Annotated in this window: 11 protein-coding genes and 2 pseudogenes; 5 read left to right on the top strand and 8 right to left on the bottom strand. The window is 68.2% G+C overall.

Annotated elements, in window-relative coordinates:
• The first annotated feature begins 8 nt into the window (after positions 1 to 8).
• A protein-coding gene (locus KI385_RS42020; RefSeq protein WP_425357042.1) for an IS5 family transposase occupies positions 9 to 952 on the top strand; the annotation gives its coding sequence in 2 pieces (ribosomal slippage) (positions 9 to 351 and positions 351 to 952; 945 coding nt in all).
• Here KI385_RS42020 and KI385_RS42015 read toward each other — a convergent pair.
• The 4 genes from KI385_RS42015 to KI385_RS42000 form a co-directional block, all read right to left on the bottom strand.
• Positions 947 to 1,417, bottom strand: coding sequence for a hypothetical protein (locus KI385_RS42015; RefSeq protein WP_238577254.1), 471 nt, complete (start codon positions 1,415 to 1,417; stop codon positions 947 to 949). The two genes, KI385_RS42020 and KI385_RS42015, sit on opposite strands and share 6 nt — an antisense overlap.
• Entirely contained in the window at positions 1,386 to 3,395 is a 2,010-nt protein-coding gene (locus KI385_RS42010) for a response regulator (RefSeq protein WP_238577253.1), read from the bottom strand. Before KI385_RS42010 ends, KI385_RS42015 begins: the two co-directional genes overlap by 32 nt.
• A gap of 249 nt (positions 3,396 to 3,644) precedes the next feature.
• Positions 3,645 to 4,058, bottom strand: coding sequence for a hypothetical protein (locus KI385_RS42005; protein WP_238577252.1), 414 nt, complete (start codon positions 4,056 to 4,058; stop codon positions 3,645 to 3,647).
• Between the two features lie 1,472 nt (positions 4,059 to 5,530).
• On the bottom strand, positions 5,531 to 6,688 hold the full coding sequence (locus KI385_RS42000) for a Dyp-type peroxidase (protein WP_238577251.1): 1,158 nt from the start codon (positions 6,686 to 6,688) through the stop codon (positions 5,531 to 5,533).
• An 89-nt stretch (positions 6,689 to 6,777) separates the two neighbouring features.
• Here KI385_RS42000 and KI385_RS41995 point away from each other — a divergent pair, with 89 nt between their 5' ends.
• Complete coding sequence (locus tag KI385_RS41995) at positions 6,778 to 8,118, top strand: right-handed parallel beta-helix repeat-containing protein (protein WP_238577250.1); 1,341 nt, start codon at positions 6,778 to 6,780, stop codon at positions 8,116 to 8,118.
• Positions 8,119 to 8,125: 7 nt separating this feature from the next.
• Here the strand turns inward: KI385_RS41995 and KI385_RS41990 are convergent, their stop codons facing one another.
• Positions 8,126 to 8,806, bottom strand: a complete 681-nt coding sequence (locus KI385_RS41990) for a hypothetical protein (RefSeq protein WP_238578062.1) — start codon at positions 8,804 to 8,806, stop codon at positions 8,126 to 8,128.
• Between the two features lie 310 nt (positions 8,807 to 9,116).
• Entirely contained in the window at positions 9,117 to 11,528 is a 2,412-nt protein-coding gene (locus KI385_RS41985; RefSeq protein WP_238578061.1) for an SdrD B-like domain-containing protein, read from the bottom strand.
• Between the two features lie 1,207 nt (positions 11,529 to 12,735).
• Here KI385_RS41985 and KI385_RS41980 point away from each other — a divergent pair.
• Complete coding sequence (locus tag KI385_RS41980) at positions 12,736 to 13,206, top strand: GNAT family N-acetyltransferase (protein WP_238577249.1); 471 nt, start codon at positions 12,736 to 12,738, stop codon at positions 13,204 to 13,206.
• 3 nt (positions 13,207 to 13,209) lie between these two features.
• Here the strand turns inward: KI385_RS41980 and KI385_RS41975 are convergent, their stop codons facing one another.
• Both KI385_RS41975 and KI385_RS41970 read right to left on the bottom strand, forming a co-directional pair.
• Positions 13,210 to 14,343 carry an IS630 family transposase gene (locus KI385_RS41975; protein WP_238577248.1) on the bottom strand — a complete coding sequence of 378 codons (1,134 nt, stop codon included), beginning with the start codon at positions 14,341 to 14,343 and terminating at the stop codon, positions 13,210 to 13,212.
• A gap of 51 nt (positions 14,344 to 14,394) precedes the next feature.
• Positions 14,395 to 14,976, bottom strand: a pseudogene (locus KI385_RS41970) (tyrosine-type recombinase/integrase); the annotation flags it as partial.
• Between the two features lie 28 nt (positions 14,977 to 15,004).
• Between KI385_RS41970 and KI385_RS41965 the strand changes: the two are divergent.
• Positions 15,005 to 15,304: pseudogene (locus tag KI385_RS41965) on the top strand (ATP-binding protein); the annotation flags it as partial.
• A gap of 5 nt (positions 15,305 to 15,309) precedes the next feature.
• Positions 15,310 to 16,002 (top strand): response regulator, encoded by a 693-nt coding sequence (locus tag KI385_RS41960; RefSeq protein ID WP_238577246.1) that lies wholly within the window; start codon positions 15,310 to 15,312, stop codon positions 16,000 to 16,002.
• Positions 16,003 to 16,275 lie beyond the last annotated feature (273 nt).

The raw sequence follows: 16,275 nt of genomic DNA, 5'->3' as shown, positions 1-16,275 counted from the left end.
TCCCGTGTGTGGGGTGGGGAAAGCGCGGTGATTTGTCGGACGCAGAGTGGGAACGGCTGCAGCCGTTTCTGCCGGTGAGCAACGGTCGGTGCGGGCGGTGGCGTGATCACCGGCAGGTGATCGACGGGATTCTGCACCGGGTCCGGACGGGGGTGCACTGGCGCGATCTGCCGGAGCGGTTCGGGCCGTGGAAGACGGTCTATGAGCGTCATCGGCTGTGGTCGGCCGACGGCACCTGGGAACGGCTGTTGCAGCAGGTCCAGGCTGAGGCCGATGCGGTGGGCGAGATCGACTGGGATGTCTCGGTGGATTCCACCATCGTGCGGGCGCACCAGCACGCGGCTGGCGCCCGCACCGACCCGCCGCCGGCCTTGGCCGCCCCAAAAGGGGGCGAGCCGCTGGAACACCAGGACGAAACCTCGTGGCGAAGCCTCGTCGACCGGCTGGTGGAGGTGGTGCAGGAGGCGAGGGCCTGGGGCGTTCGCGCGGCGGCTTCACCAGCAAGATCCACCTGAGCGCGGACGGCCGCTGCCGTCCGTTGCCCCTGATCGTCACGCCGGGGCAGCGGGCCGACTGCACCCAGTTCACGCCGGTGCTGGAGAAGATTCGGGTCCCCCGGTCCGGTTCGGGCAGGCCCCGCAAGAAGCCGGACAGTGTCGCGGCAGACAAGGGCTACAGCAATGGCCCCTGCCGTCAACACCTGCGCCGGCGCGGCATCCGGCACACCATTCCGGAGAAGACCGACAGTCGGGCCGCCCGCATACGCAAGGGATCACAAGGCGGACGGCCGCCGGGGTTCGACGAGGAACGGTACAAGAAACGCAACACCGTCGAACGGGCCGTGAACAGGCTCAAGAACTTCCGCGCAGTGGCTACGCGGTATGACAAGCGCGGCTATGTGTTCCTCGGCACCGTCTCAGCTGCAGCTGTCATCGTGTGGCTCCGCTCATGACCGGCCACTCGTGCTCAAGTCGAGTGCGGAAGCTCTGCCGACCGCGGCAAACAGGATGAGTGGCAACTCCTTATCGGCCTGGCCGATCGCCAGCGCGAGCCAACGACCGCTGTCGGGGAGCGGCCACACCTGCATTCTCACGACTTGTTGGCTGAGGTAGTCGAGTGGCTCGGGCACCGGCTCGCCCTCGCAACTGGCGCTGAGATACGGTCCGAGGTCCACGACGAACGCATTGCCCCACCGAGTCGTCAGGCGTGCGGCCAGGTCGTCGAGGCAGGTCTGCAGTTCAGCTTCGGCCCCGACCCAGGCCTGCCCGTCGTCGTCATCCCAGAAGTCCCGACTGACCATCAGTACGCGCACATGATGCTCTGGCCCGCCTTCCCCGGAGGTGTCGGCATAAGTCGCCTCCGGGAACGGCTGCACGGCCAACTCGTCAATTGTCGCGAAGTACTCCTCGGTGGTCATGGGCGCAGCCTATGAGACCGCGCAGACACCTACCGCCGACCGCGCGCGCCAACCCATGATCGCCCAGACAGTTCCTAGCCGCCGTCGCGGCCACAGCACCGCTTCGTGCGGTACCACCAGCACTGGGGCCACCGTGGGCAGGTCGGGTGGAGGGGCTGGCCGAGCTCTTCTCGCAGGCCGTACGAGAAGCGCAGCGCGCCGCCCTCCTCCCGGTAGAGATCGCGGCCTCGCGCGCTGAAGGGATTGAGGAGCATCGCCACCCGGAGCCGGGAGGGTTCCAGCACCGACGTGACCATGAGGATCCGCCAGCGGTCACTGCCGGCGTTCCGCTGGGCCGCCCGGACTTCGCTCTCGCACGTTCAATCTGGCTTCCCTCGCCCTGACTGGCTTTGACTTCGAACAGCAAGGGCTGGCGGCCGCTGCCGACACGGAAGTCGTACCCGAGCCCGTCGTCCCCGGGGAGTCCGGGGAGTCCGGGGAGTCCGGGGAAGAACTTCCTGCGGTTCGTCGAGACCCAGCTGGTTTCGTTCGCAGCCCGGTATTTGCGGCGCAGCCACTGGTAGGCGAACCACTCTCCGGCGTAGCCGATCGCTTCTCGTTGCGCGGCCGACAGCCTTCGGGCCTCTCCTCTGCCGGCGTCACCACGGCTGCCCGGCGAGGCTCCCCGTCTCCCCGGGGCCACGGGAGTCAGCGAGGCAAAGACGTTGCGGTTGCCGAGGAGCTGCGGATCAGCGTCGAGCGCTCGCTGAAGCTCGGCGGTGAGTTCGCCGAAGTCACCGGTGTGCACATCGAGCTCCTTCCCACCGATGGTGACGATCCCCTGGCGGTGCTCGCGCTGTGCCCATGCCGAGTTGGCGGCCATGCGGCCGTTTTCGAGTTCGGCGGCTGTCACACCTGGGACGGCGGGGTCCGCGCTGGCAGGCATGCCAGCCGGCCAGTGCCCGAGCGCCGAGAGCCAGGCGGCGATCTCCTCCGGTCCGAGAAGGCGGAAGTCCAGCGCGCCGGCCTCGTCGAGGAGTTCGGTCACCGCCTCCGCCGGATCGCTGTGGTCCAGTGTGGCGGGCAGCGGACGGCGGCAGGCGCGGATCAAGGCGACCAGATCGGGTACGACCGTCCTGATGGCCGCTCGGTTCTTAGGAAGCAGGGCCGCATAGGCGGGAAGGTCCGCGCCCTCCGCCGGAAGCTGCGCGCCCAGCTGCTCCGCGAGTGCCTCCTCCACACGAGCGCGTACCTGCTGCGGTGTCGCAGTCTCCAGCGTGGTGTTCCACTCTGCGGGGGGGTCGATTCCCTCCAGCGTGCGCAACTGCCGCCAGTCCGTCTGGGCCTCGCGGGGGTCGAATCGCCCGAGTCGAGCCCGTCGGAGACGGTCGAGAAGCGCTCCCCGGTGCAGCTGCAGATGCTTCTGGATCGCCTCCCGGTGGGCGTCGGCGTGGCTGAGCACGGTGTGCGGAGGAGCCAGACCGGCAAGGGTGGCATTGAACTCCGCGAACCCGACGCCGAGCGCCTCCCGCCGTTCGTCGATGTCGTGTGACCGGCGTGGCTCGGTCAGGAGCGTGCCGGCCTCCACCGGCAGTTCCGCCGCGTGAACCTCAAGGGCAGGACCGAGCATCGGCACGATCGGTGTGTCGGCGAGTTCTCGCCCCTGGGTGCGCCGCGACGCAGCGGCCAACCGCCCGGCCCACTTCGGCTGCCAGCTCACCAGGTCCACCGCCAACCGGGCGGCATCCGGTAGGCCGCTGTCCCGCAGCGCCGCGGCGGCGGTGAGACAGGTCTCCGCCGCAGCATCGAGAAGCATGGTGTTGAGCGGGTGTTCCCCGTCGTAACCCGTGCGGTCGGTCTTGGTGTAGAACGGCGCGCGTTGAGATGGCCTGCCAGCGGAGCGGTCACATCGTCGCCGAGCGGCAGGAAGGTGTAAACGCGCCCGGGTGAAGCCGACACGACCGGCAGGGCGATCTCGATGACGGCAGGCGTGGACCACTGGGTCCAGGAGTCATCCAGCCCCTCATCGTCGACGGCCTCAGCGACCGTGGCCCGCAGTCTGGCAGCGGGTACCGAGCCGCGTACGAGCACGAATCGGCCGGCCGGTCCGAGATCGACCTGGGCCAGCGACACGGCCGGTGCACCGCCTGCGGCCGGAACGTCCGGCACCGCCACCAACCGTCTCTCGCGGCACGTCAGTTCGGTCCGCTCCTCCACCTCACCCGCACGCCGTTCCAGCACCAAACGCTCAAGGCGCTCCAGGAACAGCATGGCGGGAGCCCCCGGCCAGCTCATCGATCCGCCGACGCACCTCACCGCGGGCCGTCTCGCTGCGCAAGGCCAGCCGGATCACGGTGACATGGCCGGCCAAAGCCAGCTTCGCGCAGGTCTCGGGGACCGCGGAGACCGGAAACGGGAGCTGGAACGGCGGGAACTCCTCGGTCGCCCGGTGCACCAACTCGGCGTCGGCAAGCAGCAGGCTCAGGTCGTCGGGCGTGGCGAAGCGGAAACAGTAACTGTCCAGCACGGCCGGGGTGCCGCCGTCGGGCCTGGCGCTGTAGGTCTCGGGTGCGGCACTGATCTGCAACACGCTGCGGAACCCGACGCCCTTGTTGCCGATCCCCTCGCCCACCACCTTGTCGCTACAGGAGAGCTTGGACACCGAATCCACACGGTCCCAGGTGAAGGGGTTGCCGGCGTTGGCGACATAGAGGGTTCCGTGCTCGCCTTCCTCCTCGTCGAGCAGGACGTGCCCCCGTCGTTCCGGTCACCGGGGTGCGCGTCATGAGCGTTCTGCAGCAGTTCCAGGAGGAAGCGGCCCCTGTAGTCGCGAGCGGTGTTCCGGGAGAGGCCGCGCAGCTGCTTGCCCGGCTGCCACCTACGCGTGTGCTGCCACTCGTCCAGACTTCTCGGGTGTAGGTCATCAGTTCTGCGGTGAACTCGCTGCCGTAGCCAACTGAGCCATCAGTCCCCCGCAGCCCCTACGCCTCCCCAAGCTGACCCAAGTCGACAGCAGCCACGCATTCCCCCCTCTGCCCCGTCTATACACGACTCTAGCGAGGACCCCAGGCAAGACGGACGGCCTTACGAGAAGTATGAGCGGGTCGACTCTCGACAAGTAGCAGGGCGGTTCCTGCTCATAATGGGCAGTCGGTTGGAGAGAAAAACTGCTGTCGCAGCACCAGGGGTACGGGCCGACATGAGGAACTGACACACCATCAGAATGGCGTCACGAGCGTCATTTCAGCGTCAGGATATCGCCCGTAACGCCCACAACGCACAGAGCGCACACGACCCAAAACCACAGGTCAGACACCCTGCGCCGCAGGCTTGAGGATCGCCGCGCACTCCACATGATGCGTCATCGCAAACACGTCACCCAGGTCGAGACTAGGGAAAACCACAGGTCAGATGCATTTGCCGACCCCATCTGGGGGTAATCAGGCGCGCAGAGCGTCAAATGAGCGTCACGGCGGAGAGCAGACGGGCGCGGCGGATCCCAGCGCGGCATCACACCGACTGCCCTCGGCCATGGGCAGGATCGCTCTAAGGAACTCGTACGAGGGACCATAGGCCCTCGATCGCTGCCTGTCCGCTCTCTGCAGGCCATCCCGTCCGCACGCCGTCGAGTGGAGCCGGAGTGGTGAAGTGCACGTTGACGGAGCCACAGTTCGGCCTGCTCCGCGAGATCGCGACTGCTTCCAATGCCGTACGCATCCCACCCGCACGTACACAGACCTCCTGGCCCCTGGAGCAACGCGGGCTACTCAAGAGGACCTGGCATGGCAGCGGGCACGTCGCCGTGGTGCCTGCGGACGGCCGCTACTACCTCAAGCACGGCAAGCACCCACGGCAGATCCAGTCCCCCTCAAGCCAACTGGTGCGAGTTCACGATCCCACTGTGCGAGCACTGTGTGCGGACAATCCGTCCGCAAGCATTTCCGTGGAACTGCTTGACAGAAGGGCCACGGACCTCGGCGACGCCGCGCAGGAACTGCACGGGGCGGATTGTGCGTTTTCCCCAACCCTCACGTTGCTCTCGGTGACGATCGGGGGCCTGCTCCCGACTCCCTCCCGCTCTGAGCCACTGCCGGTCAGCTGTCTGATCAGGCCGAAGCCACGGGTGCGGCGTGATCAGCCGAACAGCTGGGAACCGAGCGGGTGTTGCCTGTCGAAGCCGGGGAGGATCAGGAATGTCGCGCTGGCGGTTGTGGTGGTGAACTGCAGCAGTGCGTCGGAGGTGTCCATGTGGGTGAGGGTGGCGGTGAAGGTCCGCACGTCGTTCTGGAAGCTGATGAAGAGCAGGCCGGGGGCGGGCTCGTCGGTGCTGTAGGAGCGACGGAGCATGAGCCCGACCCCGACCACGGTGGCGTGCGCTCTGCGCACATGGGCGTCCGCGGGGACGAGATAGCGCCCGTCCGGTGTCTTGGCGCCGAGTTCCGGGCCCGAGGCTGCGGTGCCGCCGGAGAGGGGGACGCCGCTGGCCCGGCGCCGCCCGAAGACCGCTTCCTGCTCGGCTACGGACAGGGCGGCGAACCGCGGCAGGTCGAGTTCCATACGCCGCAGTACGGCAAGGGTGCCGCCGGCGACCGCGGGGGGCCCCGCCAGCCACAGGTCGCGTTGTTGTTCGGCGGTCGTGTGCGGGCCCACGATGCCATCGAGGAAACCGAGCGGGTTGCGTGGAGCGGTAAGGCCGTTGCCGACGGACACGTTCGTACCGCGGCGTCCGGACTGCCGCCAGCGTTCGCGGATGCGGTCACCGGCCTGGTCCAGGAGCGCGGCGGCGACGACCGGTAAGAGCAGCGCGTCGCTGGCGCAGATCTGTATCAGCAGGTCTCCGCCGCGTGCCGGTGGGGCGATCCGCTCGCGGGAGAATCGCGGGAGGTCGGTCGCGCCGGGCAGCGAGGTACCTGCCGTGCGCACCAGCCGGGGACCCACGCCGACGGTCACAGTGAGGTCGCCCGGCGGCAGGCCCAGCAGCCGCGGGTCGGTCCCCGTGGTGAGTGTGCGGATGGCCTGGCCGAGTTCGGCCAGTAACGGGCCGGGAGCCACGGTGGCGCAGAGGTCGGCCACCACGGCCAGCAGGTTGCCCTGGGCCGGCTGGGGAAGCGTGATGCCTGCCTGATACCGGCCCATCGCCGCAACCGGCGTCGGCGTGGCCGCTGGGGTAAGGGCGTGCCGGCCTGACTGGGCGGAGTCCGATGTGCACCCGGCGGCCAGACCGGCGGCCACCACGGCGCCGGTGACATCGAGGAACCTGCGGCGCGACGGATGGTGATCGGCTCGGTGCATGGTGTGCAGAGTGCCACAGCCGCATCGTACGTGCCGGTCAACCTCCCGATTCTGGCTTGGACTTGGGCGCTTCATGCCAGACTGGGATCATGCCTCGATTAGCTCTTCGCGTGGTGGCGGCGGTACTGGGCACGCTGACGCTTGTGGTCGGCTGCAGCGGCGGCGATGACGGATCGGGCAAAGGCCGGCGGCCGGCCGGTGCGGAGGTGACGATCCGAGTGCCTGCCGATGCCCCGACGATCTCGGATGCGGTGTCGTTGGCTCGGCCCGGCGACCTGGTGCTGGTCGCGCCGGGCGTGTACCACGAGTCGGTGAAGATCGACACGGCGCGCATCACTCTTCGCGGTGCGTCCCGGGACAAGGTCGTCATCGACGGGCGGTTGCAGCAGCCGAACGGTGTCGTCGTCGCGGCGCCCGGGGTGGCCGTGGAGAACCTGACCGTGGAGAACAACACGCAGAACGGCGTGCTGGTCACCGGTTCGGCGAAGGCGGCCGCCGGGCTGCCGGGGGGAAGCGGCGGCTACGACACCGGCGATGAGCCCGTCACCTTCCTGAAGTCGTTCCTGGTCTCGTATGTGACCGCGACCCGCAACGGTCTGTACGGCATCTACGCATTCTCCGCCCAGAACGGCGTCATCGAGCACTCGTACGCGTCGGGCGGCGCCGACTCGGGCATCTATGTCGGCCAGTGCAAGCCCTGCAACATCGTGGTGCGGGACAACGTCGCCGAACTCAACGCGGTCGGTTACGAAGGCACCAACGCCAGCGAGGACATGTACGTGGTCGGCAACCGCCTGGTCGGCAACCGGGTCGGACTCACCACCAACTCCGACCACCAGGAGAAACTGCTCCCGCAGAAGGGCTCCGTCATCGGGGGCAATCTGATCGCCGCCAACCAGCAGACGGCCACCCCGGAGCAGGCCGACGGCGGGTGGGGCACCGGCGTCGGCATCGACGGCGGCAGCGACAACCAGTTCATCCGCAACCGCATCGCCGACAACAGCAACGCCGGGCTGGTGATCACCGCGACCGCCGACATGCCTCCGGTCGGCAACCAGATCGTGGACAACACGTTCACCGGCAACGGCGTCGACGTCGGCTGGACGTTCCCCACCGCCACGCGGGGGCGCGGCAACTGCCTGCGCGGCAACGATCTGCGCACCACCGTGCCCGCCCGGCTCGCGACGACTGCGGCCTGCCCGCTTCCGGCCGGGTCGTCCTCGCCGGCCGGCACGTGGGCGGCGCCGACGGCACCCGGTGGCATCCCGTTCACCGAGGTCGCGGCGCCTGCTCCGCAGCCGCAGTTCACCGACGCCGCCACCGCGGGCGCCACTGCTGTCCCGCCCGTCCCGGCCCTGCCGAAGACGGAGGGCATCCGGCTGCCGCCGGCGTCCCTGCTCGCCGCGAACGCGCGGGTGCAGACGTCCTGAACAGCGGCTACCGGGTCGGGGTGGTTCCGGGTACCGGCTTGACCGGAACGTACTTGTGGGTGTCGAAATCGATGACTACCGGCTCCGGCTGCGAACCCACGCTGACGCGGACCCGGTACATGGTGCCGTCGGAGCCGATCCAGTAGCGCACGTTGCCCGCCGTACCGGAGCGGTCAGGGGAGGACGGTCCGGTCATGACGTCCACCCAGCGCCCGTCCACCTGCTCCCGCCCCCACCAAGCGGCGCCGTTCTGCGGCAGCAGTTCGGCGTTGTCCGGCCGGTCGCCGCCGAGACCGAGCGCGATGGACAGGGAGGTGTCCAGCGCGCTGCCGGACGACAGCAGCGGACGGTCGTACCAGCCCGAACGGGGAGGCGAGGCGGGTGCGTGCGCCGGGGCGTCCGTCATCGGGCGGACGTGCACCGAGGTGGGCGTCCACTGGATCAGCCCGTCGCTGGACTTGTCGCGCCCGGTGCCGTGCACCACGCCGTAACCGACCTTGCGCCGATAGTCGACGGACCCGGTGACGGTCAGCCCGCCGGCAGTGCCCGGCACGGTGATCGTCACCGCGCGGCCCTGCGCCTGGTAGTTACGGAATCGCGTGATCGCCAGCCGGCTCGCCTCATCCGTCGTCAGCGGGCGCGGACCGCCGGCGCCGGAGCCGCCGTCGGCGACCAGGAACGCGGCCACCGCGGCCACCGCTACGGCCGCGATGCCGATGACGGCCGCGGCCCGGCGCGACCGCGGCCATCGGCGCCGGTCAGCCGGACGACCTGGTGGGGCTTGCCGGATTCTCACGCTCCGCACGCGGTTCGACGCTGACACTCTCCGATTCATCCTTTCGATCACCACACCGTCCGGCCGCCGCGGGCTCGCGGCGGCACTCGGCAGTCCGGTGGCAGACCACGCCAAGGCCGGCCCTCGTGGACCGGCCGAGACGTGATCTGCCCGTCCGCGCCGTCCGGATCGCGGACGGGCAGATCACCGTTGTGCGGTTCGTTCAGTGTTGCCGGGCGCGACGATTCCGGGTCACGAACGCGATGACCAGGCCCGCACCCACCAGCAGACCGACGATGCCGATCATCTCCGCCAGCCCGGGCGTACCGGTGTTCGCCAGCGAACCGCCGCCTCCACCGGCCGGGGCCGGGTGGTTGGCAGGCGGCGCGGGTGACGGCGGCGTGGAGGCCGCGGGCGGCGTCGGAGTCGGTGTCGGTGTCGGTGTGGGAGTCGGCGTCGGGGTCGGCGTTTCCTTCGGGATGTACACCCCGGCGTCGATCGTGTGATCGACCCCGCCCGGCTTGTCCGGCGCCGTGACAGGCGCGTAGCCGTTGCACAACGGTCCGGTGGTCGGCGGGGTCACATTGGAGTCGTGCGCACGGTTGGCACCGGCCCGCGGGAGCGTGAACCTCAGCTCGCTCGCCGGGGGCTGCTCGGGCACCTGGCTGGTGTCCGCGGTGCACACGTCGAACTGCACCGTGTACTTCGCGCCCGGCGTGAGCTCGTACGCGGCGCCGACACCACCGAAGTAGTACTCGCCGGCGGCATTGGTCCTGGTCGTGGCGACCTGTTTGCCGTCCGCGTCCAGCAGGTTGATCGTCGCCCCCGGCAGCAGCACGTGCCCCGGGTCCTGGATCCCGTTGTGGTCGCCGTCGAACCACACGACGTTGCCGATCTGGATCGGCGCGTTCGCCGCCGCGTACGCGATGTCACCGAGCCCGCCGGCCTTGCCGAACCCGCCTTGTGCCTGGCTGACGAACTGGAACCCGTTGGCGGTCGGGTTGTTGCCCGGGCCCTGACCGGTCGTGATGTCGTGGTAACCGGTCCCTGAGGTCGCGACGTTGACGACCGGGTCGAACTCCGTGCTGACGACCCACTGCTGCTGCGGGATATAGGCCACCGACCCCAGCGCGGTCTCCTGGTGCGCGTTGGCGTAAAAGTCGCCCGGGAAGTATTCGACGACATCGGCGGCCTGGCCGCCATTGTTGGCGGGGGTGGCGTGGTTGGGGCAGCTCCCGGTGCCTTCCCACTGGTATTCACCGGTGGGAGTGGCGCAGACCATGGTGATGTCACCACCGGACATGCCGTTTTCCGCCGTGTTGTTCCCCGGGCGGGGGTCCAGCCCTCCCCAACTGAGCACGTCCATGAACCGGTCGCGGAAGCCCAGGATCATCGAGCCGTCGCGGGCGAAGGCGAGGGAGGCCAGCTCCGGCTGCGGATCGATGAAGACGCTGCCCGCCTTCCGGTCGTCCCACGTGTCCAGGCTGGTGTTCCACGGGTTCCAGTGGGTGGCCTTGTCGCCGGAACCGAAGACGCTGCCGCGTTTGTCCGTGAGCGGGTGGCTCAGCACCGTGGTGAACCGCTTGCCGTCGTAGGTGGAGACGAAGGCTTTCAGGTCCGCGCGCTGCCGCGTGCTCTCCGCGCTGCACACGCCGCCGACGTACAGCGTGTTGTTGTGGACCTGGAGACCGAACGGCCGCCAGTCGTCGGGGCTCGCGCACCCCGGGTCCGGGATCGGGACCGTCGACTTGGGCGCCGCGGCGGTGGCCCCTGTCGCGTCGAAGCTCACCAGGCTGCGGGTCCGCAGGTTCACCGCGTACAGCGTGGAGCCGTCCTCCGACAGAGCCAGGCCACCGATGCTCTCCTTGCCCGGCGCGTCGGTGAACCCGGGATCCTTGATCATGTTGGCGGTGTCGTGCCGCGTCACCGCGGCGTCCGGCACCCGCGCGAACAGCTCCGGCGCACCCGAGCCGTTGACCGGCACCGTGTAGATCGCGCCCCCGCCCTGCGGCCCGTACGGGGCGTACCGGCGGGCGAACGCGCTCTGGAACAGCCGGGTCCGGTACTTGTCGTACGCCAACCCGAACGTCGTGCCCACCTGGTCCTGCGTGGCCAGCGTGGTCGGGCACGCCACATCGGTGGGACACGTGCCCCGGGTCTTCGTCCCGAACGCCACCAACGCCCGGTTGTCGGTCCCGTTGGCGCCGTTGTGGATCGGCACGAAGTACCGCGAGTCCGGCAGCGTGTAGTCGGCCGGATCCCACACCCCCGTCACCACCGAGGCGTTCTTTCCGCCCGACACATCCACGAACGACGTGAAGCTGTCGAAGTGGTTCCCCGCCGTCGACGCAGGCGCCGCCCGCAGATAGTCGCTGTACGGCGCCGGGATGCTGACATCGACGCGGTATTGGCCACCGCTCAGCACGGTCGACCGCGACACCACGACCTTCCCAGTGGCATCCGTGACGCCGGTGACAGCGTGCCCAGCAGGGTCGGAGATCTCCACTTTCATGCCCCGCTGCGGCACATCCATCGTCGCGTTGATCACGCCGGTGCCGAAGAAGTCGCGCAGCACCTCAACCGTCAGCGTGCCGTCGGCGGTCGAAGCGGCGGCCGGTCCAGCCGTCGCTCCCATGGCGCCGCCTGCCAGCAAAAGAACAGATAACGCTATGCGCGCCGGCGGCTCCACAAGCCTCCAGGCTAACCGGCGCGAGTCTCTGCCGAGTCGGTTCATGGCATCACACTCCACACTTCTCTTGTCGTGAAAACGAAGCGACCGCTTCTCGCTGACGTCCGCTTCCTGGCCCCAGGAGCGGAAGCCCGTCGCGAACGCCACGGAAAAGGAAAAGGGCGGCCCACTACTGCTGCGTGGACCGCCTTTTCATGATCTTTTAGCGATATTGTGGACGAGTCGTAAGTGCCGCAGGCCAGGAAAAGCGAACGCGCGTTCAGAGCTCCGGGCAGCGCCGCCCTGCAGTGAGTGTTTTTGCAGATCAATCACGGTATCCCCGCCCCCACCGCCGACCTCGCCGACCTCGCCGACCGCCATCGCGAGCAGCGCGCGATATTCTATGCGCTGGAGTCTCGCCGCCACCAGCAGAACCCTGGCATCCATTGGGATCCGTTGATAATCCCCAGGCGCCCAGAGAATGGCGACCGGAAGAATATGCGAATAGCGACGTGATGGCTGAATCCGGTCCCGTTGAGTGCGTGACGCCCCGATGACGCGTCTGGGACATCACGCAAGGGCCTTGTGCCAGGAGGTAGATCCAGTCCCCTGGTGACACGGTGGTGCGGCCGTGTTGAGTGTTCACCAGATGGCTGGGCATTGCGGGCCCCTGAGATGTGGTCAGAGCGGGCGTCGAGATCGTGCCTGCGCGATCCGCACCTGGCTGCCTGGGTACGGCAAAGGCAAGAATGCACCGCGCCAGAAGCCGAGCGCGGTCATCCGGATGAACGTCGCCGCGGACGAGGTACCCCAGTACGTGCCCGTCCCCGGCGAGAGTGACCCGGACACTGAGAAGGAGTCCATCCTGTTCGGATCGGCCAAACTGCACCGCGCCGACGTGGACTTCGGAGCCCCCTTCGGGGTCCTCTTCAACATTGGGCCTTCACGGCGACCGAGATAACCGGGAGGGAGCAGAACTCCTCGAAGCCGAGAGGCGACGCCGGTGGTACGCGGCCATCGCTCAGGCTCGTGAGCAGCAGATCGAGCAGCACCGCGCGAAGATCCTCATCGAGCTAGTGCCGGATCAGGCAACGTTTGCCCTGTTGACGGTTTGTCGTAGCGGTTGGGCGGGGGTGATACCGCTCCGACGTCGGCGGTGTGGGAGGCTGATCCGATGCCTGTAACCCTCCGCCACTTGGATGCCCGACTCTTCCCTGCCTGGCTTGAGCGCAGTCGGGCCGAGTACGCCAAAGATCTCGTCGCTGCGGGGCAAACGCCCGAGGATGCCCACCGGAATGCGGACGAGAGCATGGCCCGCTCTTTTCCCTCCGGCACACCGGGCTCGGGGCACGTGGTCTTCGACGTGGTCGATGACGCCGGGGAAACCGTCGGTTACCTCTGGATTGGACCAGACACGAGCGACGACGCCGGCGCCTGGTGGATCTGGGACATCGTGATCGACGCTGACAAGCGGGGTCGGGGTTTCGGGCGAAGGGCCATGGTCCTCGGCGAGGAATACGCCCGGGCACAAGGCGCTCATACCCTTGGTCTCAGCGTCTTTGGCTTCAACACGGGTGCGCGCGGCCTTTACGAGTCGCTTGGCTACGAGACGACCTCGGTCAAGATGCTCAAGAAACTCGGCTGAGGTTCAGGCAACGTTCGCTCTGTCGACGACGGCGCGCAGGCGCCGGTCGTCGGCGTGGCGGTTCCGCCAGATGATGTAGCGGCGGATCATGCTGCCCTGCTCCTTGTGATCGGCGTGGTCGGTGCCGTCGAGGGTGAAGTAGCGCAGGGCGGTGAACTGGGCCTCGATCCGGTTCAGCCAAGAGGAGTTCGTCGGGGTGCAGGTGATCTCGACGTTGTTGGTCGCCGCCCAGGTGCCGACGCGTTGGCACTTCTTCGTAGTCAGGTGGGGGGAGAAGTTGTCGCAGACAATCGCGATGCGGACCTCGGGCAGGTAGAGGCTGCGCAGGTAGCGGCAGAACTCCAGGAACTGCGTCCGTCTCTTGACCGGTTTGATATGGCCGTAGACCTTGTCCTTGGCCAGGTCCAGAGCGGCGAACAGGTGCCGCACCCCGCCGTAGCGGTTGTAGGTCGCCCGGCTCCGCCGACGCGGCTCACGATCGGGGTCCTTGTGCTTGCCCCCGCGCTCGGCCCACTGCTTCCCGGGATGGGGCGTGAGGTTGAGCGGGCCGAACTCATCCATGCAGAAGACAACTTCGGGCTCGCCTTCCTCGGGTATGACCTCGCCGTCGGCGATCGCATAGAGGTGCTCGACCCGGGCCTTCTTGGCCGCGTAGTCCGGGTCGCGGGAGGTCTTCCAGGTCTTCAGGCGTTGAAAAGAGACGCCCTCCTCGCGGAGCAGAAGGCGCAGGCCCTCGTGGCTGATGTCGTCGACCATCCCCTCGGCGACCAGGAAGTCCGCCAGCTTGGTCAGACTCCAGGTCGAGAACGGCAGATCGTGCTCGGTCGGCTTGGACTTGGCGATCTTCTTGACCTCGCGGGGCTCGGGCAGCGTGAACGTCCTCGGCCGGCCGCCGGAGTACTTCGGATACAGCGAGTCGAAGCCGTCGGTGTTGAAGTTATGGATCACGTCTCGGACCCTGTCGGCGCTGGTGAACGACACCTCGGTAATCCTCGCCACCGGCATGCCCTGCGCGGAGAGCAGCACCATCTGCGCTCGCCGCCAGGTCACCACCGACCCGGTGCCCCTGCGGATGATCCGCAGCAGCCGCCGACCCTCGTCATCATCGATCTCACGTACCCGTACGCGCTCAGCCACCCGCACAGCGTGACCGCCTTGCGCCGCCCGGAACAGCACCCGGACGGCGCGTCACATCACGACAGGGCAAACGTTGCCTGATCCGGCACTAGGTAGCAACAGGCAGCTGAAATCCGCGCCTTCTGCCAGGCAGCTCGCGCCCGAACCGACGGCACACCGGTTGCGGCCGAGGAGGCGAAGTGGCTGGAGTGGGCCGCGGCATATGCGGCACAACTCGACCCGCTGCCCGCCGACTGAGTACTCCGCCAAATCTCCCGGCAAGACGGGAGGCGTTACGTGAAATGTCGAAGGTCGATGCCTGCTCCTATCGTGGCCGTTCGACGCCGACGACCGCTGAACGCTTACGCAGGGGACCAGCCGGCCGACGAGCCCCGATGAGCCGGGATCGTCCGTCACACAAATGCCTTCGCCCCGCCCGCACGGGGCAGGGCGAAGGAACGTTTGTGCCACGATAGCGAGCGGAGCTTCCATGCGCTCCCAGGCACCGAGCACGGCATTGTACGCGTCCGGCTGCAGGTGTGCGTAGCGCTGGGTGGTCTGGAAGCTCTCGTGGCCGAGGAGGTGCTGGACCTCGTAGAGCGAGACGCCTTTCTGGACCAGCCACGATGCGCAGGTGTGGCGCATCGAGTGTGGCGGGTGGTGCGGGACGAGTTGCTGCTAGCGGGTGCCGCTGCCCGCCGCGTGGGAGCTGTCCGCTTACCGGATCACGCAGGAGGCGCTGACCAACGCGCGCAAGCACGCGCCCGGGGCCCGTACGGTGGTGGAGATCGACTACGGCGCCGACCAGCTGCTCACGCTGCGCATCCACGACGACGGACCGGGTCCGGGCTCCGCCGGTACGGGCCACGGCCTGACCGGGATGCGGGAGCGGGCGGCTCTGGTCGGGGGCCGGCTCAGCGCGGGCGCGGGTCCGGACGGCGGGTTCCTGGTGAAGGCGGAACATCCCTGGGGAGCCAGGTGATTCCCATGAATGCGAAGGTGGCGAGGAAGACGGAGTTGCGTGTCATCAGGGCACTGGTCGCCGACGACCAGGCGGTTGTCCGTACCGGCTTTGTGAACCTCCTGGGCACCCAGGAGGACATCGAGGTCGTGGGTGAGGCGGAGGACGGTGTGCAGGCGGTACAGATCGCCGCTGAGACTCGGCCCGATCTCGCGCTCCTCGACATCCGGATGCCGCACAAGAACGGCATCGAGGCGGCCCGCGAGATCCTGGCCGCGTCCGGCGGCGCGACGAAGGTGCTCATGCTGACGACCTTCGGCCTCGACGAGTACGTGTACGACGCGCTCGCGGCCGGGGCGGGTGGCTTTCTGCTCAAGGACGCCACGTTCCCCGAACTGCTGCACGCGGTCCGGGTAGTGGCCGACGGCAACGCCCTGCTCTCGCCCGAGATCACCAAGCGGCTGATCGGCGAGTTCGTGCACGCGCGGGCGTCACGACTGCCCGCGCACTCCGTCGGTGAGCTCACCACCCGAGAAGCGGAGGTGCTGACGCTGATCGCCCGTGGTCTGTCCAACGCGGAGATCGCGGGACGTCTGACCATCACCGACCACACCGTGAAGACCCATATCAACCGGCTGTTCGCGAAGCTGGAACTGCGGGACCGGGCGCAGGCCGTGATCGTGGCCTACGGGCTGGGGCTGGTTCGGGTGGGTGAGTAACGGTTCTTCCCGTTATGTTCTCCGTGATCCTGCAAGAGGGCGCTGGCCTCCGAGCCCTGCGGGATATCTGCGCAGAGATCGTCAAAGTGGCGAAGGAACAGACCGCTCGCACGGCTCCCGCGGACGGCACATCGGCAGGGCCGTGTGCATGAGTTGTTCACCGCGAGTGGTGATGGCCTCGAAGTTGGGCTGGCTCATGGGACCTTGAGGGGTCGCGGGCGGCACGTGAGGCCCCGGTGACGTGTACGCGCCGCCCGGACACCATTAGCCCCA

The sequence above is a fragment of the Streptomyces inhibens genome, from assembly GCF_022221585.1.
In the GTDB taxonomy this organism is placed as follows: Bacteria; Actinomycetota; Actinomycetes; order Streptomycetales; family Streptomycetaceae; genus Streptomyces; species Streptomyces inhibens.
Note: the sequence above shows the minus strand (reverse complement) of the source record. Positions and strands in the feature narration are given on the sequence as shown.

Coding starts and splice junctions, on each gene's coding strand:
- KI385_RS42015 (WP_238577254.1), bottom strand. CDS start 1,417: ATGACCACCGAGGAGTACTTCGCGACAATTGACGAGTTGGCCGTGCAG.
- KI385_RS41980 (WP_238577249.1), top strand. CDS start 12,736: ATGCCTGTAACCCTCCGCCACTTGGATGCCCGACTCTTCCCTGCCTGG.
- KI385_RS41960 (WP_238577246.1), top strand. CDS start 15,310: ATGAATGCGAAGGTGGCGAGGAAGACGGAGTTGCGTGTCATCAGGGCA.
- KI385_RS41995 (WP_238577250.1), top strand. CDS start 6,778: ATGCCTCGATTAGCTCTTCGCGTGGTGGCGGCGGTACTGGGCACGCTG.
- KI385_RS42000 (WP_238577251.1), bottom strand. CDS start 6,688: ATGCACCGAGCCGATCACCATCCGTCGCGCCGCAGGTTCCTCGATGTC.
- KI385_RS41985 (WP_238578061.1), bottom strand. CDS start 11,528: ATGGGAGCGACGGCTGGACCGGCCGCCGCTTCGACCGCCGACGGCACG.